We start from the raw sequence: 25,576 nt of genomic DNA on the forward strand, positions 1-25,576 counted from the left end.
CCTCGGTCAAGCGGCGAGCGCCGTGACGTGGCGGTTCACCGACGAGCGCAGCATCGCCAGGTTCGTCGCCTGCCGATCGGCCGCGATGTACAGGAACATGCCGCCGTCGATGAGCTTGAGGAGGTGCAGCTGCGTGTCGAGCGTGAGCAGCATGTCCTCCAGGTGGGCGTCGAGGCCGAGCGCCTCGATCGTGCGGTTCTTGTTCTTCACGATCTCGGCGTTGAAGGCGCTCGCGACATCGAGATCGAAGTCCGGTCGGGTCGAGCTCGACGTGATCGGCAGCCCCGACTCCAGGTCGACGATCGATGCGCCGATGAAGCCGTTGATGTCGTGGGCGATGTCGTCGATCAGCTGGTTCAGCTCATCCTGCGTGGCCATGGTTCTCCCCAGTGTGTGGTTTTCACCGCGCGCACCAGAGACCGCCCAGTGCGGTCACCCCCAGAGTGCACGCGATCAGAAAAGTGTATAACGTTACCCGCCACTGCGCGAACCGGGTCCCGCCACGCCGCGCCAGAGCGTCAGCCCTCGCGGCGCCGCACGATCTCGGCGATCCACAGCGGAGCGAACGGCGAGGTACAGCCGGGAGCGGTGGGGTAGTCCGCCAGCACCCGCAGGCGCTCGCCGATGTCGATGGCCCTGGCGCGGTGCTCCCGGTGGAAGATGCCGATCGTCGCGAGCGTCTCGTTCATCGCCCACTGCAAGCGCGGCGGCGCGTCGGCGAGGTCGCGCTCGATGCGGTCGAGCAGCGCGTCGAGATCGAGCCCGTCGGGGTCTTTCGCGACGCGCACGGTCGTGAGCGACCAGGCGGCCGCGGCCACGGTGGGATCCGGGTCGTCGAACCAGCGGGTGCGGAGCTCCTCCGTGAGCGGCGACTTCTTCACGACGTAGTTCACGAACCAGTCGTTGACCTTCGGCGGACGCGTGTCGCGCAGCAGGGCGTCGAGCTCGTCGGCGGTGAAGTCCCGCGGCCGGCAGATCAGGATCGCCAAGAGCCGGGCGGCGGTGTCGCCGGTCGCCCACAGCGCGGTCGCGAGCGCCTGGTCGGTCCCGATCCGCTTGGCCAGGGCGCGCATCCGGCTGAGGTTGATGCCGTGGTCGTCGCCGCGCTTCTCGTTCGCCGCGCGCTGCTTCGGGTCTTCGAGCGCCGCGAGCTCGGCCACGGCGGCGTCCACGGTCATACCGGCCATGCTCACAGGGTACGCGCGGTCACTCCTCGTCGAGCAGCTCCCCGCGGATCCGCCGCAGGTCCTCCATGAGCGACCCGACGAGGATCCAGTGCTGCGACGACGGCGGACGGATGACCAGCGGCGCCGTGAGGGCCGGGATCGCCGAGGTCAGCGCCTCGGGCTCGGGCGCCGGGGCGGACGACTGCACCGCGAGCCGCACGTCGTGCCCGGCCCGGCGCAGCTGCTCCGCGATCGCGGCCACCGCCGGCTCCTCGCCGAGGCGGTCGTCGTAGTGGTCGAAGTAGGCGCGGGTCATCCCGATGGTCTGCGTGACGATGGGGGACAGGCGGTCGAGCAGCTGCCGCAGTTCCGCCAGGTCGGCCCGGTGGGTCGAGCGGCGCGGGTTGAGGGTGAGCGACTCCTCCCCGGCGGCGATCGCGGCCTCGGCGGCATCCTTCATCGGGCGGAGCAGCCGCACCTCGAGCATGAGCTCCTGGAGTCGCGCGGGGGTCTGCGGCTCGGGGAGGGCATCGGCGAGGCGGTCCAGGCTCGCCGCGAGCTCGCGCCCGAGGAGCCCGACATCGCGCCGTGCCGGCTCGACGAGCACGGGCGGCACGATCAGGGCGTTCACCACGATGCCGATCACCACGCCGATCAGCGTCTCGGCGATGCGGGCGATCGCATACTCCGGGCTCGACGACCCCAGGGCCAGCACGAGCATCGCCGAGATCGCGACCTGGTTGCCGGTGCCCGGCGAGGCCCGGAAGATCCAGGCGACGAGCATCGCCACCACGATCGCGAGCAGCACGATCCAGCTCGGTGAGCCGAGGAGGAGCCCCAGCGCGACCGCGATCACCACCCCCACGATCACGCCGATGCTGCGCTCCAGCGCCTTGGACAGCGACTGGTTGACGCTCGGCTGCACCACCAGCAGGGCCGCGATCGCCGCGAACACGGGCAGCTGCCCCGGGAAGGCCCAGCCCGCGATCAGCCAGGCCGCGATCGTGGCCGCGGCCGACTTCACGACCTGCAGCAGCGGTGACCGCTGGGAGGCGCGGATCGCGGCGGGGATGCGCATGGCCTCCACGCTAGTGCGCCCGCGGGCGCGGGATGATACGCGCCGACTGCGGACCCGTCCATCGGGGTGACCGATCCGCCGGCCAGGCGGAGAGTGGGCCACCCCAGCGACAAGCGACCCGGCGAGGAGGCCGACATGTACTTCCACCTGCAGCAGCTCATCAACGACATCGAGGTCGACGAACCGGACCCCGCGGCGGCCAATGCGCTGCAGGAGGGTCTGGGCGGTCAGTTCGGCGAGATGCGCACGATGATGCAGTACCTGTTCCAGAGCATCAACTTCCGTGGTCCCGCCGGCAAGCCGTACCGCGACCTCATCCAGGGCATCGGCACCGAGGAGATCAGCCACGTCGAGCTGATCGGCACCACGATCTCCCGGCTGCTCGACGGCTCCCCGGCGTACCAGGGCAAGAAGGACGCCCCCGTGGATGCCCCGGGAGCCGGCGGTGCGGTGCCGCTCGAGATCGCGCTCGACCACAGCAACATCCACCACTACCTGGTCGGCGCGCAGGGCGCCCTGCCGGTGGACGCGGCGGGGAACCCGTGGATGGGCAGCTACGTGTACAACTCCGGCAACCTCGTGCTCGACCTGCTCTACAACCTCATGCTCGAGTCGACCGGCAGGCTGCAGAAGTGCCGCCTGTACGAGATGACGGCGAACAAGACGGCGCGCTCCACGATCTCGTACCTCATCGTGCGCGACCAGGCGCACGAGAACGCCTATGCGAAGGCGCTCGAGACCCTGGGGGTGAACTGGCGCACGAGCCTGCCGATCCCCAAGACGAACGCCGAGAGCTTCCCCGAGGTGAAGCGGCTGCTCGACCTCGGTCTGCAGAGCAAGCAGTACTCGTTCGACCTGGACGACCGTTCCGAGGCCGGGCGCATCTTCCGGGGGATGTCGCCGTCGGGCGACGGCACCGAGCTGATCGCCGACCAGCAGGCGCCGGAGGGCGTGCCGTCCGTCATCGCGCCCGAGCGCCCCGAGGAGTTCGCGCCGGGTGCCGACGCCGAACTGCAGGCGCTCATCCAGGCCACCGCCGAGATGGAGATGGCCGACATCGAGGCGACCTTCGGCCGGATGACGTCGAGCTGAGGAGAGTCGTCGATCCGCGCTGCGATGTCAACCCCGTGGCCGATACCGGCTCGTGACGCCTGAATGGAAGCACACGAACGACGAACAGCAGAGGAGCATCCCATGGTGCAGATCATCGAGACCATCGACGTCGACGTTCCCGTCCGCACGGCATACAACCAGTGGACGCAGTTCGAGAGCTTCCCGAAGTTCCTCGACGAGGTCGTGTCCATCACGCAGACCGACGACACCCACACGCACTGGAAGGTGAACGTGGGTGGAGCGGAGCGCGAGTTCGACGCCGAGATCACCGAGCAGCACCCGGATGAGCGCGTCGCCTGGAACAGCGTCGGCGGCGAGACCGAGCACGCGGGCGTGGTGACCTTCCACAAGCTCGACGACACGTCGACCCGCGTCACGGTGCAGCTCGACTGGGAGCCGGAGGGGCTGCTGGAGAAGGTGGGCGCGCTCGTCGGCGCCGGCTCGCACGCCGTGAAGAAAGACCTCAAGAACTTCAAGGAGTTCATCGAGGGGCGCGGCGTCGAGACGGGCGCCTGGCGCGGCGACGTCGACGCCTGATCCGCAGGCGACCGGAGGGCGCGCGACCGGAGATCGACGAGGCCCGGAGCACCGCAGCACGCGGGGTTCCGGGCCTCGTCGCGTGTCCGGCGTGCGCGGAGTCGGGGGTGCGCACGTCGGCGCCCCGTGCTTGCATGAGCGCATGGAGAGGGACCGGAGGCTGCGCGCCGAGGCTGCAGCGGTCGCGGCGACCGCCGTGTGCTTCGTGCTCGGCGTCGGCGCGGGACTCGTCGTGCTGCGCGGGGCGTCCAGGCCGCTGACCGGCGAGACGGGGCTGGCGATGCCGGTCGCCGTGGTCGCCGGGGTGATCGCCGCGGGGGCCTTCGCGGTGAGCACACTGCGGCACCGTCGCGGCGAGACCACCGGGATGCCGCGCTGGCAGGTGATCGTGTCGCACCTCTCGGCAGGCGCACTCACGCTCGCGTTCGGCGCCGTGACCGTGATGGGCGTGCTGCTCACAGCGGAGGTGCTGGCCGTCGGGCTGCGCGGGCTCGAGCTCGGGGCGGTGGGCGGCGGTCTGCTCGCCGGGGTCGCGGCGGCCGTGGGTGGCCGGTTCGCGTTCGGGGCCGGGGTCGGGCTGCGCACGGCCGACCTCGCCGGGCTCCTGTTCGGCTTCCTGGTGATCGGCACGCTGTTCGCGATGGTGACGGCGGTCGACCCGCGGTGGTGGGAGGAGAACTTCTCGCAGCTCGGCGTGGGGTGGGCGTTCAACGGCACGCTCGTGGTCGCCGGGCTGCTCGTCGCCACGGTCGGCGCGTACATCGGCCGTGATCTGCACCGCCTGCGGGGCGACGACGCCCTGCCGCGCATCGCCGTGATCGTGGGCCTGTGGGCGGCCGCGGGTGCGGCGCTCGCCGCCGTGGGGCTGCTGCCCCTGTACCGGGCACCCCTGCCGCACGACATCGCGGCCTTCGCGGCGCTCGTGCTGTTCCTGGCCGCCGCGGCACTGACCACGGTCGCGGTACCGGGGCGACCGACGGCGCTCGTGGCGACGTCGATCGCGGTGGGCGTGCTCGTGGTGGTGGCGGTCGTGCTGTGGCTGCCGTTCGGGCTGTACGCGGTCACGGCGCTCGAGGCGATCGTGGTCGGGCTGGGGCTGCTGTGGCTGACGACGCTCGTGCGCGTGCTGGCGATCCTGGTGCCGGAGGCGTCGCGTCCCTCGGCCCGGCGCTCGCCGCTGCGCGCGGGCTGACGCCGGCTCGACGAGGGGGTCAGCGAGCTTCGGGTGCGAGCACCCCGGAGATGAGCAGTTGCACCAGGTCGGCAGCCCGGTACCGCGCGTCGCCGGTCGCGCCGATGCAGAGGTTCCCGATGCCTCGGAGCACGGTGTACGCATCGATCGCGGGCGTCCCCTCCGCGGACCCGCGCGCTGCCTCCAGGAGCGAGGCGCACACCGGGACGAGACGGTCGACGAAGGAGGTGTGCAGGGCGTCGGATCCGGCGCTGTCGCCCTGCAGTGCGCCGGGCAGGCCATGCTTGGTGACCAGGAACTCCACGAACAGGGCGACCCACGCCCGCAAGGCGGCTTCGGGGGTCGCGCTCTCCGCAAGAAGGCGGGGACCGGCGTCGGCGCACGCTTCGACCTGGTGCCGGTACACCGCGACCACCAGCTCGGAACGCGTCGGAAAGTGACGATAGATCGTCCCGACGCCGACTCCCGCCTTCGCTGCGATCTCTCGGACCGGAGCATCGACCCCGGACGTCACGAACACTGCTGCCGCCGCCTCGAGCAGAGCCTGCTCGCTCCGGCGCGGGCGGCCCGCTCGCTGCGGCCGCGCATCGTGCGACGGCTCGCTCTCGACCTCGCTCATGTCCTGCTCCGGTTCCCTCGACGGCGCTCGCTTGCATTACGGAGCATTGTTCCGTAATGTTGCGGAACAGCGCTCCGATATCCACTATCGCAGAGCGCTGCACCCTCGGAAAGGAACTCGCCGTGACCTCATCCATCGTCGACACGCTGGACGGCATCATCGGTGCCGGAGGCGCGGTCGTCTCCGTCGCTCCCGTGGCGGTGTCCGCGCCCGGCCGAGCGGTTCCCCTCGACGTGCGGGTGTCCGCTCCCGCGACGGGATCGAACCTTCCCGTCGTGCTGTTCTCCCACGGCAACGGCTGGAACCTCGATGGGTATGCGCCGCTCACCGCGTTCTGGGCCTCCCGCGGGTTCGTCGTGATCCAGCCGACGCATCTGGACTCGCGCCGCAACGGGTTCGGGTTCGATCACCCGGTGTTCCCCACGATCTGGACCGAACGGATCACGGATCTCACTCGCATCCTCGACCAGCTCGACACCATCGAGGCCGCCGTTCCCGGTCTCTCCGGCCGCATCGATCGCACGCGCGTCGCCGCGACCGGTCATTCCTGGGGCGGACAGACCGCGCAGTCCGTGCTCGGGGCGCGGATCCTCGACGACTCGGGCACGGTCGGCGACGACATGTCCGACCGACGCGTCACCGCAGGCATCCTGTTCGCGGCGACCGGTGTCGGCGGCGACCACCTTCACCCTTTCGCACGGACGAACTTCCCCTTCATGCGTCCGTCCTTCGGGGAGCTTCGCACGCCGACCCTCGTCGTCGCCGGAGACCACGACCAGTCCGCGATGTCCAGCCGCGGACCGGACTGGTTCACCGATGCCTTTACGCACAGCCCCGGTGCGACGGATCTCCTCACGCTCCACGGTGCCGAGCACTCCCTCGGCGGCATCGTGGGGTACGACGTCGCCGAGACCACCGACGAGCACCCCGAGCGGGTCGCCGTCATCCAGCGGATGAGCACCGCCTACCTGCGGACCGCTCTGCACGTCGACGACACCAGCTGGCCCGCTGCTCGCGCCGCGTTCACGGACTGCGGCCATCCGATCGGTCACATCGACAGCAGGTGAGAGGTGTGCCCGTGTCCCTCGCCGTGCGCGAGCAGCAGGCGAGGGACCAGGCGTCGCCAGGGAGGAGATCACAGCGCGCAGCGCGCTCCGTCCTCGGGGAGTTCGAGGTCGACGAGGTAGTCGGCGACGATCCCGTCGATGCACTCGTTGCGGGAGACGATGGTGCCGTGCTGGTTGCCGTCGACGGTGAGCAGTCGGGCGCCGAGGGTGTCGGCGAGGCTGATGCCTCCGTCGTGAGGGGTCACCGGATCTCCCGTGGCCGACACCACGAGCACCTCGGGAAGCCCGTCGATGTCCGTCGCGTAGGGGTAGCCGAGTGTCGGTTCGGACGGCCAGTACTCGCAGCCGTCCTGGGTGGGGGGAGCGGTCCCCGGGTCGAGGAACGGCACGGCATCGTTGAGGTCTTCGCCGAGCCTCGCCATCTCCTCGGCGGTGAAGCGTTCTTCGTCCAGGCAGTTGATCGCGAAGAGCGCCTCGTACGAGTTCGTGTACTCGCCGCTCTCGGAGCGGCCGTATGACCCGTCGCGCAGCGCGAGCAGGGCATCCGGCCGACCTGCCTTCAGCTCCGCCAGCCCTGCCACGATCGCGGGCCAACTCGCCTCGGAGTACAGCCCGGCGACGATGCCTTCGCCGGCGGCGAGGAAGCCGACCTCGCGGCCGTCGGCGGCGATCAGCGGCTCATCGACAAGCGGCCGCAGGAGCCGCTGCGCCTCGCTCGTCGCCCGTGCGGGATCGGCGCCGAGAGGGCAATCGGCCTGGGCCGCACAGAAGTCGGCGAAGCGCTGGAAGGACGCCTGCAGCCCCTCGCTGAGGTGGATCCGACGCTCCCGGGTGTTCTTGAGCGGGTCGACCGCGCCGTCGAGGACGAGGGCGCGGACGTTCTGCGGGAACATCTCGGCATAGACCGCTCCGAGGCGCGTGCCGTAGCTCACACCCGCGAAGGTGAGCTTCTCGTCGCCGAGCGCGGCTCGGAGGATGTCCATGTCGCGAGCGGTATCGCGGGTTCCGAGGTGCGCGAGCACGTCGCCTCGGCCCGTGCCATCAGCGCACTTCTCGACGATCTCGCGGGCGGAATCGTCCGTCCACTCTCCGAGTGCCGCGAGGGGAGCGTCGGCGTCTCGCTCGTCGTCGGTGTAGCAATCGACGGCGGGGCGGCTGAGGCCGACCCCCCGGGTGTCGAAGCCCACGATGTCGAAGCGGTCGGTGAGCGGCCCGCCCGACCACAGGGCGGCCACCAGAGGGGCGAACGTCGTCGCCGCCGCGCCTGGTCCGCCGGGATTCAGCACGACCGAGCCGATGCGGTCCTCGCCGGTGGCTGCGATGCGGGCCACCGCCAACTCGATGGTCTCACCTGCGGGGTCCTCGTAGTCCAGGGGCACCGTGAGCATCGCGCACTCGGCGCTCTCCGCCGCATCGATGACCTGAGGGACGGCGGGTTGCGACCTCACGAGCGCGGGGTCGCAGGCCCCGAAGTCGAGCTCCTGCCCCCTGTACCGCTCGAGGTCCGAGTCCTGCACGGCTTCCGATTCGGGCGCGGCGTCCCGGTCGTCCTGCGTCGCGGCGGTGCAGCCGGCCAGCAGCAGCGATGCGACCGCGGTGACAGCGGCGACCGGTGCCACCCATCGCCGTCGATGATCGTTCCTCCGTCGGCTGCGGATCGGCGAGCGGTTCCTCATGGTGTTTCCTTTCGTGGGGTCTCAACTGGCGAGTTCATCGATCCAGCTCGATCGCATCCGCAGGGCCCGCTCCGTGCTGCCGGCGACGGCCGCGAGCCCGATGAGCAGATTGATGTGCAGGGGGAGCTGGATGGGGGACGTGAAGGTGCCCACCGATGCGGCGATCAGCGGTATCTGCGAAAGAGCCTCGATGATCTGGGGAACCTCGACGCAGAGTCCGACGACGACGAGGGTGAGGGAGATGAGGCCGATCGCACGGCTCGCCCGGGGATGCCGGTGGTGCAGGCGGGCGCGGCGCCCCTCGGCCGATCGCGGATCGGGTGACAGCTGTTCTTCGGTGCCGTCTGGGCGCACGTAGTGGCACCGCTTGAGCCCGAAGCCGGTGATCGCGACCTCGATGTGGCCGCCGGGCACCGCGAAGCGGGTGGGCATCTTCGCGTACGACCGGAGTGCGCCGTCGACGTAGAGGCGGGCGCGGACCTGCCCGTCGCTCATGTCACCCCCGTGGCGCACGTCGACGGTGTAGATGGATGCCGTGCCGTCCGGTGACGCCAGGGTGATCGAGCGCAGCGATCGGCTGAACATCTGCCACCAGCGGTACCGCCGCAGTGGTTCTCCTGACCCGTGGCGGACGCGGCGGTTGCGCCAGTTCGCGATTCCCATCGTCGCGGTCCTCGTCTCGATTAGTACAGCGTGCTAGTGAACGAGGGGCTAAGCTATCACACTGTGATAGATCGATGGTTTGCGGAAGGCGGGCATGGGCGCTGAATCGAAGGAGCCGGGGACCCGCTCGAAGATCCTCATCGCGGCGGCGACGATGCTCGGCGAGAACCCCACGGCTCGACTGAGCGTGCGGGGCGTGGCCGCGCGTGCCCAGGTGAGCACCGGCTCGCTGCGGCACTTCTTCCCCACCCAGCGGGAGCTCATCGAGACGGTGGTCGCGGGGATGTACGACGTGGAGATTCCCGACGACCCCATCGACGATCGCTCCCTCACGCCCGAAGAGCGCCTGACCGCGTGCCTGCAGTTGCTTCTTTCCCACGTGGGCGTGGGCGAACGCGCCAGGCAGCAGTGGGGAGCGCTCTACGAGGCGTACGTCGCCACGCCTCCTTCCGAGGACCAAGCCGCGACCTACCTCGCGCTCGAACGGATGGGGCGCCACCGCATCGAGCAGTGGCTGACGACCCTGGTCGACGAGGGTGCGATCGCTGCGGGTGGGATCGAGGAGCGCGCGCGGTTCCTCGCCACCGTGACGTCGGGCATCGCGACGGAACGCGCGCTGCCCTCCGAGACGGTGCGCGTCCATGCCGAGAAGGAGACCCTGCGTCTCGCCGTCCACGCGGTCATGAGCGGGCCGCCCGCCGCATGAGTTCTCCCTTCGACGGCATGCCCGTCGCGCGGACCGCCTCCGTCGTCGCCACTCCCTAGGCGGGTGTCGCGCCGGGGTGTGCGGAAGATAGGGCATCCGTCCGATGTGGCGGTGGGGCCTCAGAGCGGAGTGTAGGGATACACCGAACCGCCGAGGAGAGATCATGTTCGAGCACCCCTATCTGACCCAGCAGGTGACCGCTCACGAGCAGGAGCGCATCGCGACGGCCGTCGAGCAGCGCCGCCGCCTGATCGAGCACGCGGACCAGATCGTGCCGCGGGCGGACGGGCCCGTGCGGCGGCTGCTGCGTCGCCTCGTGCAGCGCGGGGTCGTCTCGCGCACGGCTGTCGCGGAGCGCGAGTGCCGACCGTGCGAGCCCGCGGTCGCCCGGTGACCGACGCGGTCCTGCTGCCGTTCCCGCACCGCGACCCCGATGTCGGCGGTGGGTGGGACGATGGAGGCATGGCCCCAGCCCCCAGTGCCGCGATGGTCGGGCGAGACGCCGAGCTCGCCGAGGTGCGCCGTCTGTTCGACGGAGCGCGCGACGGCGTGCCCGCGGCCGTGCTGGTGGAGGGCGAGGCCGGGATCGGCAAGTCCCGCCTGGCGCGCGAGTTCGGCGCCGAGGTCGCGAACGCCGCCGACGTGCATGTCGGATGGTGCCTCGACCTGGGCGCGTCGCGCATGCCGTTCGGCCCTCTCACCGGCATCCTCCGCTCGATCGTGGCGCGGATGGGCGTCGAGCGCGTGCGAGCGGTCGTCGGCGTGGGCATCGAGGCGCTCGGGATGCTGCTGCCCGAGCTCGTCGACGCCCCCGCCGACCGCGAGCGCACGAGCCCGGAGCGTCTGCGCGACGCCGTGGCGTCACTGGTCGAGGCCGCGGCGGAGGAGTCGCCGCAGGTGCTCGTGGTGGAAGACCTGCACTGGGCCGACGACTCGACCCTGGCCATCCTGTCGTTCCTGCTGCGGGCGTGGAACCGCGGTCGCATCCTGCTGCTCATCACCTGCCGCACCGACGACGTGCGTCGCGGCGACGCGGTGAGCCGTTTCATCGGCGAGGCCACGAGGGCGCGGCTGCTGGAGCGGCTGACGGTGTCGCGCCTGGAAGACGAGGCCGTCCGCGAGCTGGTCGAGCAGATCACCGGGCGCGCTCCGTCGCCGTCCGCGCTCGAGCGGCTGCAGGTGCGGGCCGAAGGCGTGCCGTTCTTCGTGGAGGAGATCGCCGGGTGCTCCCAGGGCCCGCTGCCGGACAGCCTGCGCGACCTGCTGCTGGCACGCTTCGACCGTCTCGGCGACGACGCAGGGCGTGTGGTGCGGGTCATCTCCGGCGCCGAGCGTCCCCTGAGCCACCCGCTCGTCACGCGCCTGGCCGGGCTGCCCGAGGAGCGTCTCGACGAGGCCCTGCGCGAGGCCGCCCGCAGCGGCATCATCGTGGTGGAAGACGACGACTACCGGTTCCGGCACGCGCTGCTGCGTGAGGCCGTGCACGACGATCTGCTCCCGGGGGAGCGCGCCCGCCTGCACCGCGCCTACGCCGAGGCGCTGGAGGAGCAGAGCGAGGGGGCCGCCGACCGGGGCGATGCCGCCGCGCTCGCGTATCACTGGCAGCTCGCGCAAGACGACCGTCGCGCGATCACGGCCGCCGCTGAGGCCATGCGGCAGGCCAAGGCGCAGTATGCCTTCGCGAGTGCTGCGCGCTTCGGCGAGCTCGTGCTCGAGCTGTGGCCGCTCGTGCCGGACGCCGCCGCCGCGACGGGGTTCGGGCGCCTGGAACTGCTGCACGTGCTCGGGTCGGTGCTGCGCAACGCGGGCGACGGGGAGCGCGCTCTCGCGGTGGCCAACGTCGCGCTCGCCGAGGTCGATGCGACGACGGTCGACCCGCGACTGCACGCCCGTCTGCTGCGCAACAAGGCGCTGTTCCTGGTGAACCTGGGGCGGCTCGGGGCCGTGCCGCTGCTCCGCGAGGCGCTGGCCATCGCAGAGGAGCACGTGCCCGATGAGGCGTTCCGCGCCGAGCTGCTCAACCAGCTCGCCGGTCGCCTGATGATCGCGGGCGACCGGGAGGATGCGATCCGGCTCGCCGACGAGGCCGAGCGCCGGGCCGCGGCCGCGGGGTCGCGCGACCAGCAGTCGATCGCAGCGAACATGCGCGGCGGCTCACTGGCGCACCTCGGCGCCGTCGAGGCGGGCGTGCGGGAGTTCGAACGGGCGAGGGTGCTGGCAGACGGCTCGACCGCCGAGATGCGCTACCGCGTGAACTACTCCGACCTGTTGACGCTGCTCGGCCGGTACCGGGAGGCGGTCGCGGTGGCCGAAGCGGGGCTGCGCCGCGCGCGGGAGCTGCGCGTCGAGCGCACGTCGGGCACGATCATGGCGCAGAACATGATCGTCCCGCTGCTCGAGCTCGGCGAGATCGACCGCGTCGAGGAGATGCTGTCGCGCGACTTCGTGCAGGGCACGCTGCGGGTGTTCCGCATGTACATGAGCATGACGCGCGTGCGGGTGCTGGCGTGGCGCGGCCGGTCGACCGAGGCGGCGGAGATGCTGCGCGAGTGGCGGCCGGCGTTCGAGGAGACCGGCGGCTCTGAGCGCCAGATCTGGTACGACCTCGTGACGATGACGGTCGCGGTGGCGCAGAGCGAGGGCGACCTCACCGGTGCGCTCGACGCGATCCTCGCGATGGTGCACGACGAGAAGCCGGCGCTGCTGCATCAGCGTCGGCTGCTGCTGGAGGGCGGGGCGATCATCGCGGAGCTGCGGTCCCGGGGGGTCGACGTCGAGGCGGCCTCGGCCACGATCCGCGACGCCTGGCTGGCGCAGCCCGACCAGCTGCAGCACGACGCCTGGGGGCTGATTCTCGATGCCCTGCTCGACCCGCGACCGGAGAAGGTGGAGGAGGCGCTGCGCCGCGCTGACGGCGACGACGTGCCGGTGACCTTCCGCGCGGTGCTCCGCCTGGAGCGCGCGCAGGTGCACGTGCGAGACGGCGAGCGCGCGGCCGCCTCCGCCGTGGTCGCCGAGGCCGTCGCGCTCGCGGAGGAGTGGGACCATGCCCCGCTGCGGGCCGCCATCGCACGATTCGCCGACGCCGCGGGCCTGCGTGCCGGAGCAGCGCCCGCCGACGCGGAACTGCTGACCGCCAGGGAGCAGCAGGTGCTCGACCTCATCGCGGAGGGGCTCAGCAACCGTCAGATCGGGGAGCGCCTGTTCATCAGCGTGAAGACGGTGAGCGTGCACGTGTCGGCGGTGCTGCGCAAGCTCGGGGTCAGCACGCGCACGGAGGCGGCGCTCACACGGCAGGCCCTCGACCCGACGTCGGGCAGGTCCGCCGTGGTAGCGTGACCGAGCACGCGTGTCGGATCTTCCGGTGCGGTGCAGGCCGCGTCAGCGGCCGGCTTAACAGAAAGTAGAAAACACATGGCCACTGGCACTGTGAAATGGTTCAACGCGGAGAAGGGCTTCGGCTTCATCGCTCCTGATGACGGCACGGAAGACCTCTTCGCCCACTACTCGGCTATCGCCGGCTCCGGTTTCAAGGAGCTCCGCGAGAACCAGAAGGTCGAATTCGACGCTGAGCGTGGCCCCAAGGGCATGCAGGCGGCGAACATCCGCGCTCTCTGAGCGTGCGCTGACTTCCTGAAGCCGGTCGGATCCATCGGATCCGACCGGCTTTTCGCATCCCTCCGGACCTCCGTGCGGTGTCATCGAATTGAGGATGACCTAACTTCGGGTTAGATTAGGCGAGGCTTACCAAAGGCCGGGCGCGTTCTCGTGCCGCCACCCCTCCTCCCATCCCGAAGGGAACGCCTGTGCGCATCTCTCGCCTGCTCGCCATCGGCGCGGCCGCCGCGCTCGCCGTGTCGCTCGCCGCCTGCTCGTCCTCGGCCCCCGAGTCGACCTCCTCCTCGGGCGGCAACCCCGCCTCCGACGACGCGTTCCCCGTCACGATCGAGCACGCCTTCGGCGAGACCACGATCACCGAGAAGCCCGAGCGCGTGGCCACGGTCGCCTGGGCCAACCACGAGGTCCCGCTCGCGCTCGGCATCGTCCCGGTCGGCATGAGCAAGGCCACCTGGGGAGACGACGACGACAACGGCATCCTCCCCTGGGTCGAGGAGAAGCTCGACGAACTCGGCGGCGACAGCCCGGCGCTGTTCGACGAGACCGACGGCATCGACTACGAGGCCGTGGCCGACACCGAGCCCGACGTGATCCTGGCGGCCTACTCCGGCCTGACGCAGGAGGAGTACGACACGCTCTCCAAGATCGCGCCGGTCGTGGCCTACCCCGAGGTCCAATGGGGCACGTCGGTCGACGACATGATCGAGATGAACGCCACCGCGCTCGGGCTGAAGGACGAGGGCGAGGCACTGATCGATGAGCTGCACGCCGACGCCGACACCGCGCTCGAGGCCCACAGCGTGCTGAAGGACAAGAAGGTGCTGTTCGCGTACTTCGACCCGAGCGACCTCAGCACCATCGGCTACTACACGGCCGCGGACACGCGCCCCGGGTACCTCCACTCCCTCGGCCTGCCGTTCCCCGCGATCGTGGAGGAGAGCGTGGGCAGCGACAAGTTCAACCTCGAGGTGAGCGCCGAGGAGGCGCAGAAGTTCGACGACGTCGACGTGCTGGTCACCTACGGCGACGACACGACCCTCGCCACGCTGCAGGCCGACCCGCTGCTGTCGAAGATCCCCGCGATCGCCGAGGGCCGCGTCGCGATCCTGCCCAACGCCACGCCCATCGCCGCCTCGGCGAACCCGTCGCCGCTGTCCATCCCGTGGGGCCTCGACGACTACCTGGCGATCCTGGCCGCACCGCTCGCGCCGTAACCGCGTCGCACCACCGCCGAGAGTCACCGTGATCTCCGCACCCGTGCTCGCACCGGACGCCGCCGCCCTGCGGCGCCCGGTGCTGGCGCGCACCCTCTGGCTGTGCGCCGGGGTCGTGGTGCTGCTGGTGCTGGCGGTGCTCTCGGTGTCGTTCGGGGCACGCGCGGTCTCCCTCGACGACATCCTCGCCGCCCTGGGCGGACAGTCCGACACGATCGGGCAGGCCGCGGTTATCAAGCGCCTCCCGCGCACGGTGCTCGCGCTGCTCGTGGGCGCCGCGCTCGCGCTTGCCGGGGCGACCATGCAGGCCGTGACCCGCAACCCCATCGCCGAGCCCGGCATCCTCGGCATCTCGAACGGGGCGTCGTTCGCGGTCGTGCTCGGCATCGCGTTCTTCGGGCTGAGCAACCCGTACGGCCAGATGGCGTTCGCGATCGCCGGCGCCGCGGCCGCCGCGGTGTTCGTCTACGCCGTCGGGTCGCTCGGCCGCGGCGGCGCCACCCCGCTCAAGCTCGCCCTGGCGGGCGCGGCGACCTCGGCCGCGTTCGCCTCGCTCATCAGCGCGGTCATGCTGCCGCGGGTCGACCTGCTGCAGACCTTCCAGTCGTGGCAGATCGGCGGGGTCGGGGGAGCCGAGTGGCCGCGCATCGCGATCACCGCCCCCGTGCTCGCGGTCGGCGCGCTGCTGTGCTTCCTGACCGCCCGCGGCATGAACTCCCTCGCACTCGGCGACGACATGGCCACGGGGCTCGGCGAGCGCGTGGCGCGCACGCGCGCGGTCTCGGCGCTCGGCTCGGTGATCCTGGCCGGAGCCGCGACCGCGATCGCCGGGCCCATCGGCTTCGTCGGGCTCATCGTGCCGCACCTGTGCCGCCTGCTCGTGGGCACCGACCACCGCTGGCTGCTGCCCTTCTCGGCCCTCGCGGGAGCGGCCCTGCTGACCGCGAGCGACATCGTCGGCCGGGTGATCTCGCCGTCGTCGGACGAGATCCAGGTCGGCATCATCACCGCGATCATCGGGGCGCCGTTCTTCATCTGGATCGTCCGCCGACAGAGGGTGAGGGAGCTGTGAGCGCCACGGAGCACACGCTCGTCCGCGCGGAGGAGTCCGCGGCCGCCCGCACGGCCAGGGTGATCGCCGGACGCCGGGCCCGTCACCGCCGGCACGCGCTCGTCACGGTCGCGCTGGCCGTGGTCGTGCTCGCCCTGTTCACGGTCGCGCTCATGGTGGGCAACACGTTCTATCCGCTCGACGAGGTGATCCGCGTGATCCTGGGCGAGACCGTGCCGGGGGCGTCGTTCACCGTGGGCGACCTGCGGTTGCCGCGGGCGATCCTCGCCATCCTCGCGGGGCTCGCGTTCGGCATGGCCGGCGTCACCTTCCAGACCATGCTGCGCAACCCGCTCGCCTCCCCCGACATCATCGGGATCTCGCACGGCGCCGGGGCGGCCGCGGTCTTCGGGATCGTCGTGCTCTCGCTCAACGGCCCGATGGTGTCGCTGCTCGCACTCGCCGGCGCCCTCGTCACCGCGCTCGCGATCTACCTGCTCGCGATCAAGGGCGGCTTCGCCGGCGCCCGACTGATCCTGATCGGGATCGGGGTCGCGGCGATGCTGCAGAGCGTCATCGCCTACCTGCTCTCCCGCGCCGCGAACTGGGACATCCAGACCGCCATGCAGTGGATCACCGGCAGCCTCAACAACGCCTCGTGGGAGCGGGTGCTGCCGATGGCGATCGCCGCGGTCGTGCTGGTGCCGCTGCTGCTGACGCAGGGGCGGGCCCTGGGCGCGCTCCAGCTGGGCGACGACTCCGCGGCCGGCCTCGGCGTGCGCGTCGGCGTCACCCGCGTGGTGTTCATCCTCGGTGCCGTCGCGCTGCTCGCCGTCGCGACCGCCGCCACCGGCCCCATCGCGTTCGTCGCGTTCATGGCGGGACCGATCGCCGCCCGGCTCACCGGACCGGGCGCGACCCTCCTGCTGCCCAGCGGTCTCGTCGGCGCGGTGCTGGTGCTGGCGGGCGACCTCATCGGCCAGTTCGCGCTCGGCACGCGCTACCCCGTCGGCGTCGTCACCGGCGTCGTCGGCGCGCCGTACCTGATCTACCTCCTCATCCGCACCAACCGCACCGGAGGCTCCCTGTGACCGCCGCCCACACCCTGTCCGCCGAGGGCGTGACGCTCTCCTACGGCGACCGCACCGTGGTCGAGGGGCTCGACCTGCAGATCGCCCCGGGCAAGATCACGACCATCGTCGGCGCGAACGGCTGCGGCAAGTCCACCCTGCTGCGCGCCCTCGCCCGGCTGCTGTCGCCCGTGGCCGGCCAGGTGGTGCTCGACGGCACGTCCGTGCACACCCGCCCCACCAGGGAGGTCGCGCGCATCCTCGGGCTGCTGCCGCAGTCGCCGGTGGCCCCGGAGGGCATCGCGGTGGCCGACCTCGTCGGGCGCGGACGCCACCCGCACCAGCGGGCGCTGTCGCGCTGGAGTGCGCACGACTACGAGGTCGTCGCCGATGCGCTCGACGCCACGGGCATCAGCGATCTCGCCGACCGCAGCGTCGACGAGCTCTCCGGCGGACAGCGTCAGCGCGTGTGGATCGCGATGGCCCTCGCGCAGGAGACCGACATCCTGCTGCTCGACGAGCCGACCACGTTCCTCGACGTCGCCCACCAGGTCGAGGTGCTCGACCTGCTCACCGACCTGAGCGTCGCCCGCGGCACCACGATCGTGATGGTGCTGCACGACCTCAACCTCGCCGCCCGCTACGCCGACGAGCTCGTCGCCATGAAGGACGGCCGCGTGTACGCCACGGGGTCGCCGCAGGACGTGGTGACCGCCGAGCTCGTGGAAGAGGTCTTCGGGCTGCCCAACCAGATCACCGTCGACCCGGTCTCCGGGAAGCCGATGGTCACCCCCATCGGAAGGCATCATGTCCGCTGAGACGACCACGACCGAACGCCCGACCTACCTCCTCACCCGCGCCGAGGTGCGCGCCGTGGAACGCGTGTCGCCCTCGTTCGTGCGGGTGACCCTCGGCGGGGACGACCTGCGTGAACTGGGCACCCCCGGCGCCGTGTTCGACAGTCGCATCAAGCTCGTGTTCCCGCCCGCCTCCGGGGTGCTGCCCGAGATCGACCGCACTACGGACGACTGGTGGGGCTCCTACCTCGCGGTGCCCGAGGCCGAGCGCGGCGCGATGCGCACGTACTCGGTGCGCGAGCTGCGGGTGGCCGCCGACGACACGACCGAGGTGGACGTGGACTTCGTGCTGCACCTGGAGCCGGGGCTCACCGGGCCCGCATCGCGGTGGGCGAGCACGGCCGCCGTGGGGCAGGAGCTGTGGCTCGTCGGTCCGCGGCGCGGGGTCGTTCCGCACGGCGGTGCCGAGTACCGCCCCGGTCGCGCCGACTCCGTGGTGCTGGCGGGCGACGAGACGGCCGCCCCCGCGATCGCCCGCATCCTGGAGGACGCGCCGCGCGACCTCCGCGGCGTCGCGTTCATCGAGGTGCCGTCGCCGGCCGACGTGCTGCGCATCGACCCGCCCGCCGGGGTGGAGGTGCACTGGCTGCCCCGCGACGTGGGTGAGCCGCACGGCCTCCGGCTCATCCCCGCGGTGCTCGGCTACCTCGGAGACGCCGACGCGACCGACGAGATCCGGGTGAAGGACGTCGAGACGGAAGACCTGCTGTGGGAGACGCCGGAGTACTCGGGTCTCGGCGAGGACATCGACCCCGCGACCGCGACCCCGGTGGAGCGCTACTTCTGGATCGCGGGGGAGAGCGGCGTGGTCACGACCCTGCGCCGGCACCTGGTGAAGGACCTCGGCATCGACCGCCGCCAGGTCGCGTTCATGGGCTACTGGCGCCGCGGCGTGGCGATGCGGGGCTGACGTGACCGCGACCGACGGGCGGCCCGCCCTGCAGGGCGACTCCCTGGTGCTCGGCTACGGCCGCTCCCGCGTGGTGCACGACGTGTCGCTGCGCCTCGCCCCCGGGCGGGTGACGGCGCTGATCGGTCCGAACGGCAGCGGCAAGTCGACCGTGCTGCGCGCCCTCGCCCGCCTGCACCGCATCGACGGCGGCACGGTGCGCGTCGGCGGGGACGAGCCGCGGGATGCGGCCGCCCTGTCGGCGAAGGAGTTCGCGAAGACCGTGGCGATGCTGTCGCAGTCGCGTCCCCACCCGTCCGGCATCGAGGTGTCCGACGTGGTCGCGTACGGGCGGCACCCCCACCGCGGTCGCTTCGCCGGCATCACCGAGGCCGACCGGGCAGCCGTGGCCCGCGCGCTCGCGCTCACCGGGCTGTCCGACATGGCCGCCCGCCCGGTCGACCAGTTGTCGGGCGGAGAGCTGCAGCGCGTGTGGCTGGCGACCGCGCTGGCCCAGGACACCGGGGTGCTGCTGCTCGACGAGCCGACCAACCACCTCGACCTGCGCTACCAGGTGGAGACGCTCGACCTGGTGCGCGAGCTCGCCGACGACCACGGCACCGCCCTCGGCGTGGTGCTGCACGACCTCGACCACGCGGCCTCGGTGGCCGACGACGTGGTGCTGCTGCATCGCGGGCGCGTGCACGCCGCCGGGACCCCCGTCGAGGTGCTCACGGGCGAGAACCTGTCGGAGGTCTACGGGCTGCGCATCGACACCGTCGTCGACGACGAGACCGGGCTGGTGCGCGTGCGACCGCGCGGCCGCCATCACGCCCGGCATCGCGCCGGCACCGCACTCTGATCCACCCCCACCCCTGGAGGAACACCCGATGAAGAAGACCCCCCTGGCCGTGCTCGCCCTCGGTGGTGCACTGACCCTCGCGCTCGCCGGGTGCGGCACCACGCAGACGCCGTCCGCCTCGGACGCCGCAGCGCCCGTCTCGACCAGCGAGGGCTGCGCGGACGACGCGACCTCGACCTCGACCGGTGCCGTCTCGGTGACGGACGACCTGGGCCGCACGGTCGAGCTCGACCGGCCGGCCGAGCGCATCGCGGTGCTGGAGTGGCAGCAGATCGAGGACGCGCTGACGCTGTGCGTGGCCCCGGTCGCCGTCGCCGACGCCGAGGGCTACTCCACGTGGGTGTCGGCGGAGGAGCTGCCGGACGACGTGGTGGATGTGGGCACGCGGCAGGAGCCGAACCTGGAGACCCTGTTCGGCACCGACCCCGACCTGGTGATCGTCGAGGTGCGCGGGACGGACGACCCGATCGTGGCCCAGCTCGAGGAGTACGACGTGCCGGTGCTCGCGACGGTGGGCGCCGATGCGAAGGACCCCATCGCGAAGATGCTGAACACGCTCGACCTGATCGCGCAGGTCACGGGTCGTGAGGAGCGCGCCGACGACGTGACCGCGGAGTTCCAGCAGCACCTCGACGACGCGAAGGCCGAGCTGGCGGACCGCGAGCTCGCGACACGCGACTTCGTGTTCTTCGACGGCTGGGTCGACGGCGGCAACGTCGCCCTGCGGCCGTTCGGCCAGGGCTCGCTCGTCGGCGAGGTCGGCGAGCAGCTCGGACTCGTGAACGCCTGGACCGGGACGGTCGACCCGGTGTACGGCCTGGGGCAGACCGACGTGGAGGGCATGACCACCGTCGGCGACGCCAGCCTGTTCTACACGGGTACGGAAGACCCCGACTCGGAGAACATCATGGACGCCCTCGCCGACAACCCGGCCTGGACCTCGCTGCCCGCCGTGGCCGACGGCCGCCTGACCGCGTTCCCCGCGGGCATCTGGACGTTCGGCGGCCCCCGCTCGACCGCGCAGATCGTCGACGGCTTCGTCGAGGTGCTCTCGAAGTGACCGAGACCCTCCGCCTCGACGACACGACGGATCCCGCGGCGCCGGAGCGTCGCGCGACCGCCGTCTCCGTCGAGGCGGAGGGCCGCGGGCCGAAGGCCCTCCTGACGGGGGTCGGGGTGCTCGTCCTGCTCGCGGTGCTGCTGGTCGCGGTCGCCGGCTGGCATCTCACGCAGGGCACGAGCGGGGCCGTGCTGCCCCCGGCCGACGTGCTGTGGGGCTCGCGGATCCCGCGCCTGGCCGCGGGCGTCGCGGTCGGGGTCGCCCTGGGCGTGGCGGGGATCCTGCTGCAGTCGCTCGCCCGCAACGCGCTCGCCTCGCCCGACACGCTGGGGGTGACCGCGGGAGCGTACCTGGCGGTCACGGCGCTCGCCGCGTTCGGGATCGCCGTGCCCGTGTGGGCGTCCGGAGCGGTGGCGTTCGCGGGCGGGCTCGTGGCGGCCGGGATCGTGCTCGGGCTCGCGGGCGGTGCCGGCTCGTCCACCACGCGCCTCATCCTCGCCGGCACGGCCCTGGCGCTGGCCTTCCAGGCGGGCACCTCGACCCTGCTGATCCTGTTCGACGAGGAGACCACCGGGCTGCTCGCGTGGGGGAGCGGGAGCCTGTCGCAGCTCGGGCTGACCGCGTTCCTCCAGGCGGCCCCGGTCGTGGTGGTCGTCACCGTGCTGGCCCTGGTGCTCGCCCGACGCCTCGACATCCTGGCGCTCGGCGATGACACGGCCTCGTCGCTCGGGGTGCCGATCCGTTCCACGCGGGCGATCAGCATCCTCCTCGCGGTCACGCTGACGGCCGTGTCGGTCACGCTCGCGGGACCGATGGGCTTCGTCGGACTGTGCGCGCCGGTGCTCGCGCGGCTGCTGTCCCGCGTGGTGCCCAGCCTGAACCGGCACCTGCTGCTGATCCCAGCCGCGGGGCTGCTCGGCGCGATCGTGGTGATCCTGGCCGACGCCCTGCTGCGGGCGCTGATCGGCGCCGAGGCCGCGATCCTCATCCCGACGGGGGTCGCGACGACGCTGCTGGGCGCGATCGTGCTGGTGCTCATGGCCCGACGGCTGCGCGACGCCGGCCCCACCCGCGAGCCGCCGCGCGTGCGCTTCGGTGTGCGCAGCCGCGTGCGCTTCCGCGTGACCCTGGTGGTCGTGGCGCTCGGGGTTGCCGGGGTGCTGCTGCTCGGGCTGCTCGCCGGTCACACGTGGCTGCTGACGGGCGACATCGCCCTGTGGCTGCAGGGGCAGGCGGCCCCGCCGATCGCGTTCGCGCTGGACGAGCGGGCCCCGCGGGTCGTGGCCGCGGTCGTGGCGGGAGGCGCGCTCGCCCTCTCCGGCACGCTGATCCAGGGGGTGAGCCGCAACCCGCTCGCCGACCCCAGCATCCTCGGGGTCACCGGTGGCGGCGGGCTGGGGGCCGTGCTGGTGATCACGAGCGCGGCGTCGTCGACGGGCGGCATGATCGCGGGTGCCGTGACGGGCTCGCTGCTCGCGTTCGCCCTGGTCTACCTCCTGTCGTGGCGAGGAGGTCTGAGCGCGGACCGGTTCCTGCTCGTGGGTATCGGGGTGTCGTACCTCACGGTCTCGCTCACGACGTTCTTCCTGCTGCGGTCGAACCCGTGGGACACCCCGCGGATCTACACGTGGCTGTCCGGCACGACGTACGGTCGCGCGTGGGAGCAGATCCTCCCGCTGGTGATCGTGCTGGTCATCGCACTGCCGTTCGTGGTGTCGAGCCGCCGCGAGCTCGACGTCCTGTCGCTCGACGAGGACACGCCGCGGCTGGTGGGCATCCGGCTGGAGCCGGTGCGCCTGCTGCTGCTCGCGGTGGCGGCCGTGCTCGCCGCGCTGAGCGTCACGGCGATCGGGGTGATCGGCTTCGTGGGGCTCGTCGCGCCGCACGCCGCCCGGGCGCTGGTGGGGGCGCGGCATGCGCGGGTGATCCCGGTCGCCGTGCTGCTGGGCGGGCTGCTGGTCGCGGTGGCCGACACGATCGGTCGCACGGTCATCGCGCCCGCGCAGCTGCCGGCCGGCCTGGTGGTCGCGCTGATCGGCGCCCCGTACTTCGTCTGGCTGCTCTGGCGCTCGCGCGACGCCTGACCCCGCTCCCCGGCCCGCCCTGTCCGTTCGTCCCGTGGCGGGATCGAAAACGCACCCTCGGGCCGGTTCGGGGGCGCGTTTCTGATCCCGCCTCCGCCCGCCCCCGCGTTCGGTCGGAGGCGGGAACGAAAACGCACCCCCGGGGGTGTCCGGAGGTGCGTTCTCGATCCCCGAGCCGGGGTGGGTGGGTGGAGGAGGGGGGGAGGGGGTTTACTTCGCGAGGAAGTCGTTCAGGGCGGCGTTGACCTCGTCGGCGTGGGTCCAGAGCAGGCCGTGCGGCGCGCCCTCGACCTCGATGTACGTCGCCTCGGGGACGGCCTGGTGGAAGCGGCGGGCGGTCGCGTCGATCGGCAGGATGTTGTCCTTCGTGCCGTGCAGGATGAGCGTGGGCTTGCCGGCCGCGCGCACGGCCTCGACGTCGCCGCGGAAGTCCTCGATCCACGTCGGCACGACCGCGTAGGCGGCGACCGGGGCGCTGGTGACCGAGAGGTTCCAGTTGGCGTCGACGACCTGCTGGCTGATGCGGGTGCCGAGGTTCTCGTCGAGGTTGTAGAAGTTCTTGTAGAACTCGGTGAACCAGGCGTAGCGGTCGCCCTTGGCGGCGGCCTCGATCCCGTCGAACACGTCCTGCGGCACGCCCTCGGGGTTGTCGTCGCGCTGCACGAGGAACGGCTCGAGCGAGGCGAGGAAGGCGAGCTTGGCGACGCGCTCGTGCCCGTAGCGGCCGACGTAGCGGGCGAGCTCGCCGGTGCCCATCGAGAAGCCGACGAGCACGACGTCGCGCAGGTCGAGGGTCTCGAGCACGGTGTTGAGGTCGGCGGCGAAGGTGTCGTAGTCGTAACCGCTGCCCACCTTGGAGGACTGACCGAAGCCGCGGCGGTCGTACGTGATCACGCGGTAGCCCTGGGCGAGCAGCTCACGCGTCTGGCGCTCCCAGCTGTGCCCGTTGAGCGGGTAGCCGTGGATCAGCACGACGGGCTGCCCGGATCCCTGGTCCTCGTAGTACAGCTCGATCGGGGTGCTGTTCTCGTTCCCGACGGTGATGTAGCCCATGATCCTGGTCCTTTCGGTTCCGGTGAGAACGATCGTTCTCGCTCGATGTGTCCAATCTAGAGAACGAGCGTTCTCATGTCAAGTAGACTTCTGCACATGACCGAAGACGACGCTCGCGAGCGCATCCTCTCCGCCGCGGAGGAGCTCTACTACCGCAAGGGATACGCGGCCGTCGGCATGGACGAGCTGCGCACGGCCGCCGGCGTGTCGCTGCGTCGCCTCTACTCGCTCTTCCCTGCCAAGACCGATATCGTCTCGGCGGTCCTCGCCCGCAGGCACACCGAATGGGAGTCGGGTCTCTCCGCCGCTGTCGCCGCCGCGGGCGACGGGCCCCGCGCGCGGCTGCTCGCCGTCTACGGCTACCTGGAGGACTGGTTCTGCAGCGACGGCTTCCGCGGCTGCGCGTTCATCAACGCATTCGGCGAGCTCGGCGGGACGAACCCCGAGGTCGCCTCCATCGTCCGCGCGCACAAGGCCTCGTTCCAGGAGTACATGGCCGCGCTGGTCGCGGACACCGGTGCCCCGGCCGCGTTGGCCGCCCAGCTCTCGATCCTCGCCGAGGGGGCGCAGAGCACCGCGGCGATCTCGGCCGACCCGCAGGCGGCGGTGCACGCGCGCCGGGCAGCCGAGGTGCTCATCGACGCGGCGTTCGCCACCGCCTGAGCTTCGGCACCTCTCGTCAGGTGTCGTCGTCGGCCGCCCGCCGAGCCGCCGTATCCCAGGCCTCGCGCACGCCCCGCAGGTGCTGCTCCGGCTGGAACGGGTGCGACGCCGTCACGGTGCGCAGCGAGCGCTCGACCACGATCCCGGGGTGGTGCACGAGCTCGCGCAGCATCGCCGCCATGCCCTTCGCATCGGGTGAGCCGCACAGGATCCCCGCCTCGGCCAGGCCCTCCCGCAGCCGAGGGTCGACGTACAGCACGCTCCGCGCCGCCCGGAACGCCTCCGCGACCACGACCGGCTGCGGGTCGAGCCCGAACGACGTGACGGCCAGCAGGTGCGAGTCACGCAGAAGGGGCTGGATGCTCTCCGGCTCGACGCGACCGAGGAACTGGATGCTGCTGCCGCTGTCTGGCGCCGCGGTCCCCGCGACCTCGCGCGCCTCGGCGTACAGCGGTCCGTCTCCCGCGATCCGCGCCACGAGCGACCCCGGCGGCAGGTCCTCCCCGGCCCGTCGCACCGCGCGCACGAACTCCAGGATCCCCGACTCGAGGGTGAGCCGGCCCACCCACAGCACCTGCAGCGGCAGCTCGACCGCCTGGAGCGGCACCCCGGGGATCGCGCGCGGTGGCATCGGGTTCGGCACCACCTCCACCTCCGGCAGCCCGGCGATCCGCAGCGCCTCGGCCTGATGCGCCGAGGGCGAGATCACGGCGTCGGCCTCCAGTGCGGCGTCGAGCGTGACGCTGCGCACCGCGGCATCGATCGCGCGCGGGGTGTCGGCGAGGGCGGTGCGAGGAGGGCGTCCGCGCAGCACGCGGGCCAGTCCGCGGACGGCCGCCGCCGCGACCCGGTCGAATCGTCGCAGGTCCGGTCCCTGCCAGAAGAAGGTGTGCACCGTGTGGACGACGGGGATGCCCTGCTCCTGGGCCACCCGGATCGCCGCGGCGGTGAGGCCGAACTCCGAGTGCACGTGCACCACGTCGATCGACCGCTCCCGGAACAGGCGCCGCAGCCGCGCTCGCAGGGCACGACTGTTGCGGATCGCCGGCATCTCGACGCCGGGGATGACCCACGCGGCGGCCATCAGGATCGGTGCTTCCCCCGGCGGCACGGGGCGTGGCGCGCTCCCCGGCTGCGCGGCGCCGATGACCACCACCTCGTCGCCCGCGGAGCGCAGCAGCTCCGCCTCGCGCAGGACGACGGCCTGCGCATCTCCGATGCGGTCGAGTGCGTAGTCGCAGACGAGTGCGATCCTCACGGCGGTCACCCCCAGGTCGTGCGGAACAGAGTGCTGTCAAACGTAACATCTTACCCGCCGGGTGAATGACGCGGGGTGGC

25 protein-coding genes are annotated in these 25,576 nt (G+C 71.8%); 17 read left to right on the forward strand and 8 right to left on the reverse strand.

What is annotated here, in order from left to right; genetic code table 11:
* Nucleotides 1-6: 6 nt before the first annotated feature.
* The 3 genes from KZC56_RS06910 to KZC56_RS06920 all read right to left on the reverse strand — a co-directional run bounded on the left by KZC56_RS06910 (nucleotide 7) and on the right by KZC56_RS06920 (nucleotide 2,244).
* Nucleotides 7-378, reverse strand: a complete 372-nt coding sequence (locus KZC56_RS06910; protein ID WP_136045494.1) for a roadblock/LC7 domain-containing protein — start codon at nucleotides 376-378, stop codon at nucleotides 7-9.
* A 140-nt stretch (nucleotides 379-518) separates the two neighbouring features.
* Nucleotides 519-1,187 carry a DNA alkylation repair protein gene (locus KZC56_RS06915; RefSeq protein WP_136036680.1) on the reverse strand — a complete coding sequence of 223 codons (669 nt, stop codon included), beginning with the start codon at nucleotides 1,185-1,187 and terminating at the stop codon, nucleotides 519-521.
* 19 nt (nucleotides 1,188-1,206) lie between these two features.
* Complete coding sequence (locus tag KZC56_RS06920) at nucleotides 1,207-2,244, reverse strand: FUSC family protein (RefSeq protein ID WP_247638192.1); 1,038 nt, start codon at nucleotides 2,242-2,244, stop codon at nucleotides 1,207-1,209.
* 135 nt (nucleotides 2,245-2,379) lie between these two features.
* Between KZC56_RS06920 and KZC56_RS06925 the strand changes: the two genes are divergently transcribed.
* From KZC56_RS06925 to KZC56_RS06935, 3 genes are all read left to right on the forward strand, one after another.
* Nucleotides 2,380-3,336 (forward strand): manganese catalase family protein, encoded by a 957-nt coding sequence (locus KZC56_RS06925; protein ID WP_247638193.1) that lies wholly within the window; start codon nucleotides 2,380-2,382, stop codon nucleotides 3,334-3,336.
* Nucleotides 3,337-3,438: 102 nt separating this feature from the next.
* The gene (locus tag KZC56_RS06930) at nucleotides 3,439-3,894 is read left to right on the forward strand and encodes an SRPBCC family protein (protein ID WP_136036678.1); all 456 of its coding nucleotides are present in this window, start codon (nucleotides 3,439-3,441) and stop codon (nucleotides 3,892-3,894) included.
* Nucleotides 3,895-4,036: 142 nt separating this feature from the next.
* A complete protein-coding gene (locus KZC56_RS06935; RefSeq protein ID WP_240745391.1) occupies nucleotides 4,037-5,086 on the forward strand; it encodes a DUF998 domain-containing protein in 1,050 nt (349 codons plus the stop codon).
* A gap of 19 nt (nucleotides 5,087-5,105) precedes the next feature.
* Here the strand turns inward: KZC56_RS06935 and KZC56_RS06940 are convergent, their stop codons facing one another.
* On the reverse strand, nucleotides 5,106-5,705 hold the full coding sequence (locus KZC56_RS06940) for a TetR/AcrR family transcriptional regulator (protein ID WP_247638194.1): 600 nt from the start codon (nucleotides 5,703-5,705) through the stop codon (nucleotides 5,106-5,108).
* Nucleotides 5,706-5,827: 122 nt separating this feature from the next.
* Between KZC56_RS06940 and KZC56_RS06945 the strand changes: the two genes are divergently transcribed.
* Nucleotides 5,828-6,772 carry an alpha/beta hydrolase family protein gene (locus KZC56_RS06945; protein WP_247638195.1) on the forward strand — a complete coding sequence of 315 codons (945 nt, stop codon included), beginning with the start codon at nucleotides 5,828-5,830 and terminating at the stop codon, nucleotides 6,770-6,772.
* Nucleotides 6,773-6,840: 68 nt separating this feature from the next.
* Here the strand turns inward: KZC56_RS06945 and KZC56_RS06950 are convergent, their stop codons facing one another.
* Both KZC56_RS06950 and KZC56_RS06955 read right to left on the reverse strand, forming a co-directional pair.
* Nucleotides 6,841-8,448 carry an alpha/beta hydrolase gene (locus KZC56_RS06950; RefSeq protein WP_247638196.1) on the reverse strand — a complete coding sequence of 536 codons (1,608 nt, stop codon included), beginning with the start codon at nucleotides 8,446-8,448 and terminating at the stop codon, nucleotides 6,841-6,843.
* A 21-nt stretch (nucleotides 8,449-8,469) separates the two neighbouring features.
* Nucleotides 8,470-9,111: a hypothetical protein gene (locus KZC56_RS06955; protein WP_247638197.1), complete on the reverse strand. Its 642-nt coding sequence runs from the start codon at nucleotides 9,109-9,111 to the stop codon at nucleotides 8,470-8,472.
* A 94-nt stretch (nucleotides 9,112-9,205) separates the two neighbouring features.
* Here KZC56_RS06955 and KZC56_RS06960 point away from each other — a divergent pair, with 94 nt between their 5' ends.
* From KZC56_RS06960 to KZC56_RS07015, 12 genes are all read left to right on the forward strand, one after another.
* Nucleotides 9,206-9,817 carry a TetR/AcrR family transcriptional regulator gene (locus KZC56_RS06960; protein WP_247638198.1) on the forward strand — a complete coding sequence of 204 codons (612 nt, stop codon included), beginning with the start codon at nucleotides 9,206-9,208 and terminating at the stop codon, nucleotides 9,815-9,817.
* Between the two features lie 163 nt (nucleotides 9,818-9,980).
* Entirely contained in the window at nucleotides 9,981-10,211 is a 231-nt protein-coding gene (locus tag KZC56_RS06965; RefSeq protein ID WP_136045203.1) for a hypothetical protein, read from the forward strand.
* Between the two features lie 68 nt (nucleotides 10,212-10,279).
* Nucleotides 10,280-13,156 carry a helix-turn-helix transcriptional regulator gene (locus KZC56_RS06970; protein ID WP_247638199.1) on the forward strand — a complete coding sequence of 959 codons (2,877 nt, stop codon included), beginning with the start codon at nucleotides 10,280-10,282 and terminating at the stop codon, nucleotides 13,154-13,156.
* A gap of 75 nt (nucleotides 13,157-13,231) precedes the next feature.
* A complete protein-coding gene (locus KZC56_RS06975; protein ID WP_025104028.1) occupies nucleotides 13,232-13,435 on the forward strand; it encodes a cold-shock protein in 204 nt (67 codons plus the stop codon).
* 188 nt (nucleotides 13,436-13,623) lie between these two features.
* Nucleotides 13,624-14,649 carry an iron-siderophore ABC transporter substrate-binding protein gene (locus KZC56_RS06980; protein ID WP_136036261.1) on the forward strand — a complete coding sequence of 342 codons (1,026 nt, stop codon included), beginning with the start codon at nucleotides 13,624-13,626 and terminating at the stop codon, nucleotides 14,647-14,649.
* A gap of 28 nt (nucleotides 14,650-14,677) precedes the next feature.
* Nucleotides 14,678-15,721 (forward strand): FecCD family ABC transporter permease, encoded by a 1,044-nt coding sequence (locus tag KZC56_RS06985; protein WP_247638200.1) that lies wholly within the window; start codon nucleotides 14,678-14,680, stop codon nucleotides 15,719-15,721.
* Nucleotides 15,718-16,791 (forward strand): FecCD family ABC transporter permease, encoded by a 1,074-nt coding sequence (locus KZC56_RS06990; protein WP_136032712.1) that lies wholly within the window; start codon nucleotides 15,718-15,720, stop codon nucleotides 16,789-16,791. Before KZC56_RS06985 ends, KZC56_RS06990 begins: the two co-directional genes overlap by 4 nt.
* The gene (locus KZC56_RS06995; protein ID WP_247638201.1) at nucleotides 16,788-17,588 is read left to right on the forward strand and encodes an ABC transporter ATP-binding protein; all 801 of its coding nucleotides are present in this window, start codon (nucleotides 16,788-16,790) and stop codon (nucleotides 17,586-17,588) included. Before KZC56_RS06990 ends, KZC56_RS06995 begins: the two co-directional genes overlap by 4 nt.
* A complete protein-coding gene (locus KZC56_RS07000; RefSeq protein WP_247638202.1) occupies nucleotides 17,578-18,537 on the forward strand; it encodes a siderophore-interacting protein in 960 nt (319 codons plus the stop codon). Before KZC56_RS06995 ends, KZC56_RS07000 begins: the two co-directional genes overlap by 11 nt.
* Before the next feature lies 1 nt (nucleotide 18,538).
* On the forward strand, nucleotides 18,539-19,378 hold the full coding sequence (locus KZC56_RS07005) for an ABC transporter ATP-binding protein (protein WP_136032718.1): 840 nt from the start codon (nucleotides 18,539-18,541) through the stop codon (nucleotides 19,376-19,378).
* 28 nt (nucleotides 19,379-19,406) lie between these two features.
* Entirely contained in the window at nucleotides 19,407-20,438 is a 1,032-nt protein-coding gene (locus KZC56_RS07010; protein ID WP_247638203.1) for an ABC transporter substrate-binding protein, read from the forward strand.
* Nucleotides 20,435-22,522: an iron ABC transporter permease gene (locus KZC56_RS07015; protein ID WP_247638204.1), complete on the forward strand. Its 2,088-nt coding sequence runs from the start codon at nucleotides 20,435-20,437 to the stop codon at nucleotides 22,520-22,522. The genes KZC56_RS07010 and KZC56_RS07015 overlap by 4 nt, the downstream gene beginning before the upstream one ends.
* A 210-nt stretch (nucleotides 22,523-22,732) precedes the next feature.
* On the opposite strand, the gene KZC56_RS07020 is transcribed toward KZC56_RS07015, so the two are convergent.
* Nucleotides 22,733-23,575, reverse strand: a complete 843-nt coding sequence (locus tag KZC56_RS07020) for an alpha/beta fold hydrolase (protein WP_247638205.1) — start codon at nucleotides 23,573-23,575, stop codon at nucleotides 22,733-22,735.
* 96 nt (nucleotides 23,576-23,671) lie between these two features.
* Here KZC56_RS07020 and KZC56_RS07025 point away from each other — a divergent pair, with 96 nt between their 5' ends.
* Complete coding sequence (locus KZC56_RS07025) at nucleotides 23,672-24,238, forward strand: TetR/AcrR family transcriptional regulator (protein WP_136032725.1); 567 nt, start codon at nucleotides 23,672-23,674, stop codon at nucleotides 24,236-24,238.
* 16 nt (nucleotides 24,239-24,254) lie between these two features.
* On the opposite strand, the gene KZC56_RS07030 is transcribed toward KZC56_RS07025, so the two are convergent.
* On the reverse strand, nucleotides 24,255-25,496 hold the full coding sequence (locus KZC56_RS07030; RefSeq protein ID WP_247638206.1) for a glycosyltransferase family 4 protein: 1,242 nt from the start codon (nucleotides 25,494-25,496) through the stop codon (nucleotides 24,255-24,257).
* Between the last annotated feature and the right edge of the window lie 80 nt (nucleotides 25,497-25,576).

Origin of the sequence: Microbacterium sufflavum, assembly GCF_023091155.1 — a bacterium.
GTDB lineage: Bacteria > Actinomycetota > Actinomycetes > Actinomycetales > Microbacteriaceae > Microbacterium > Microbacterium sufflavum.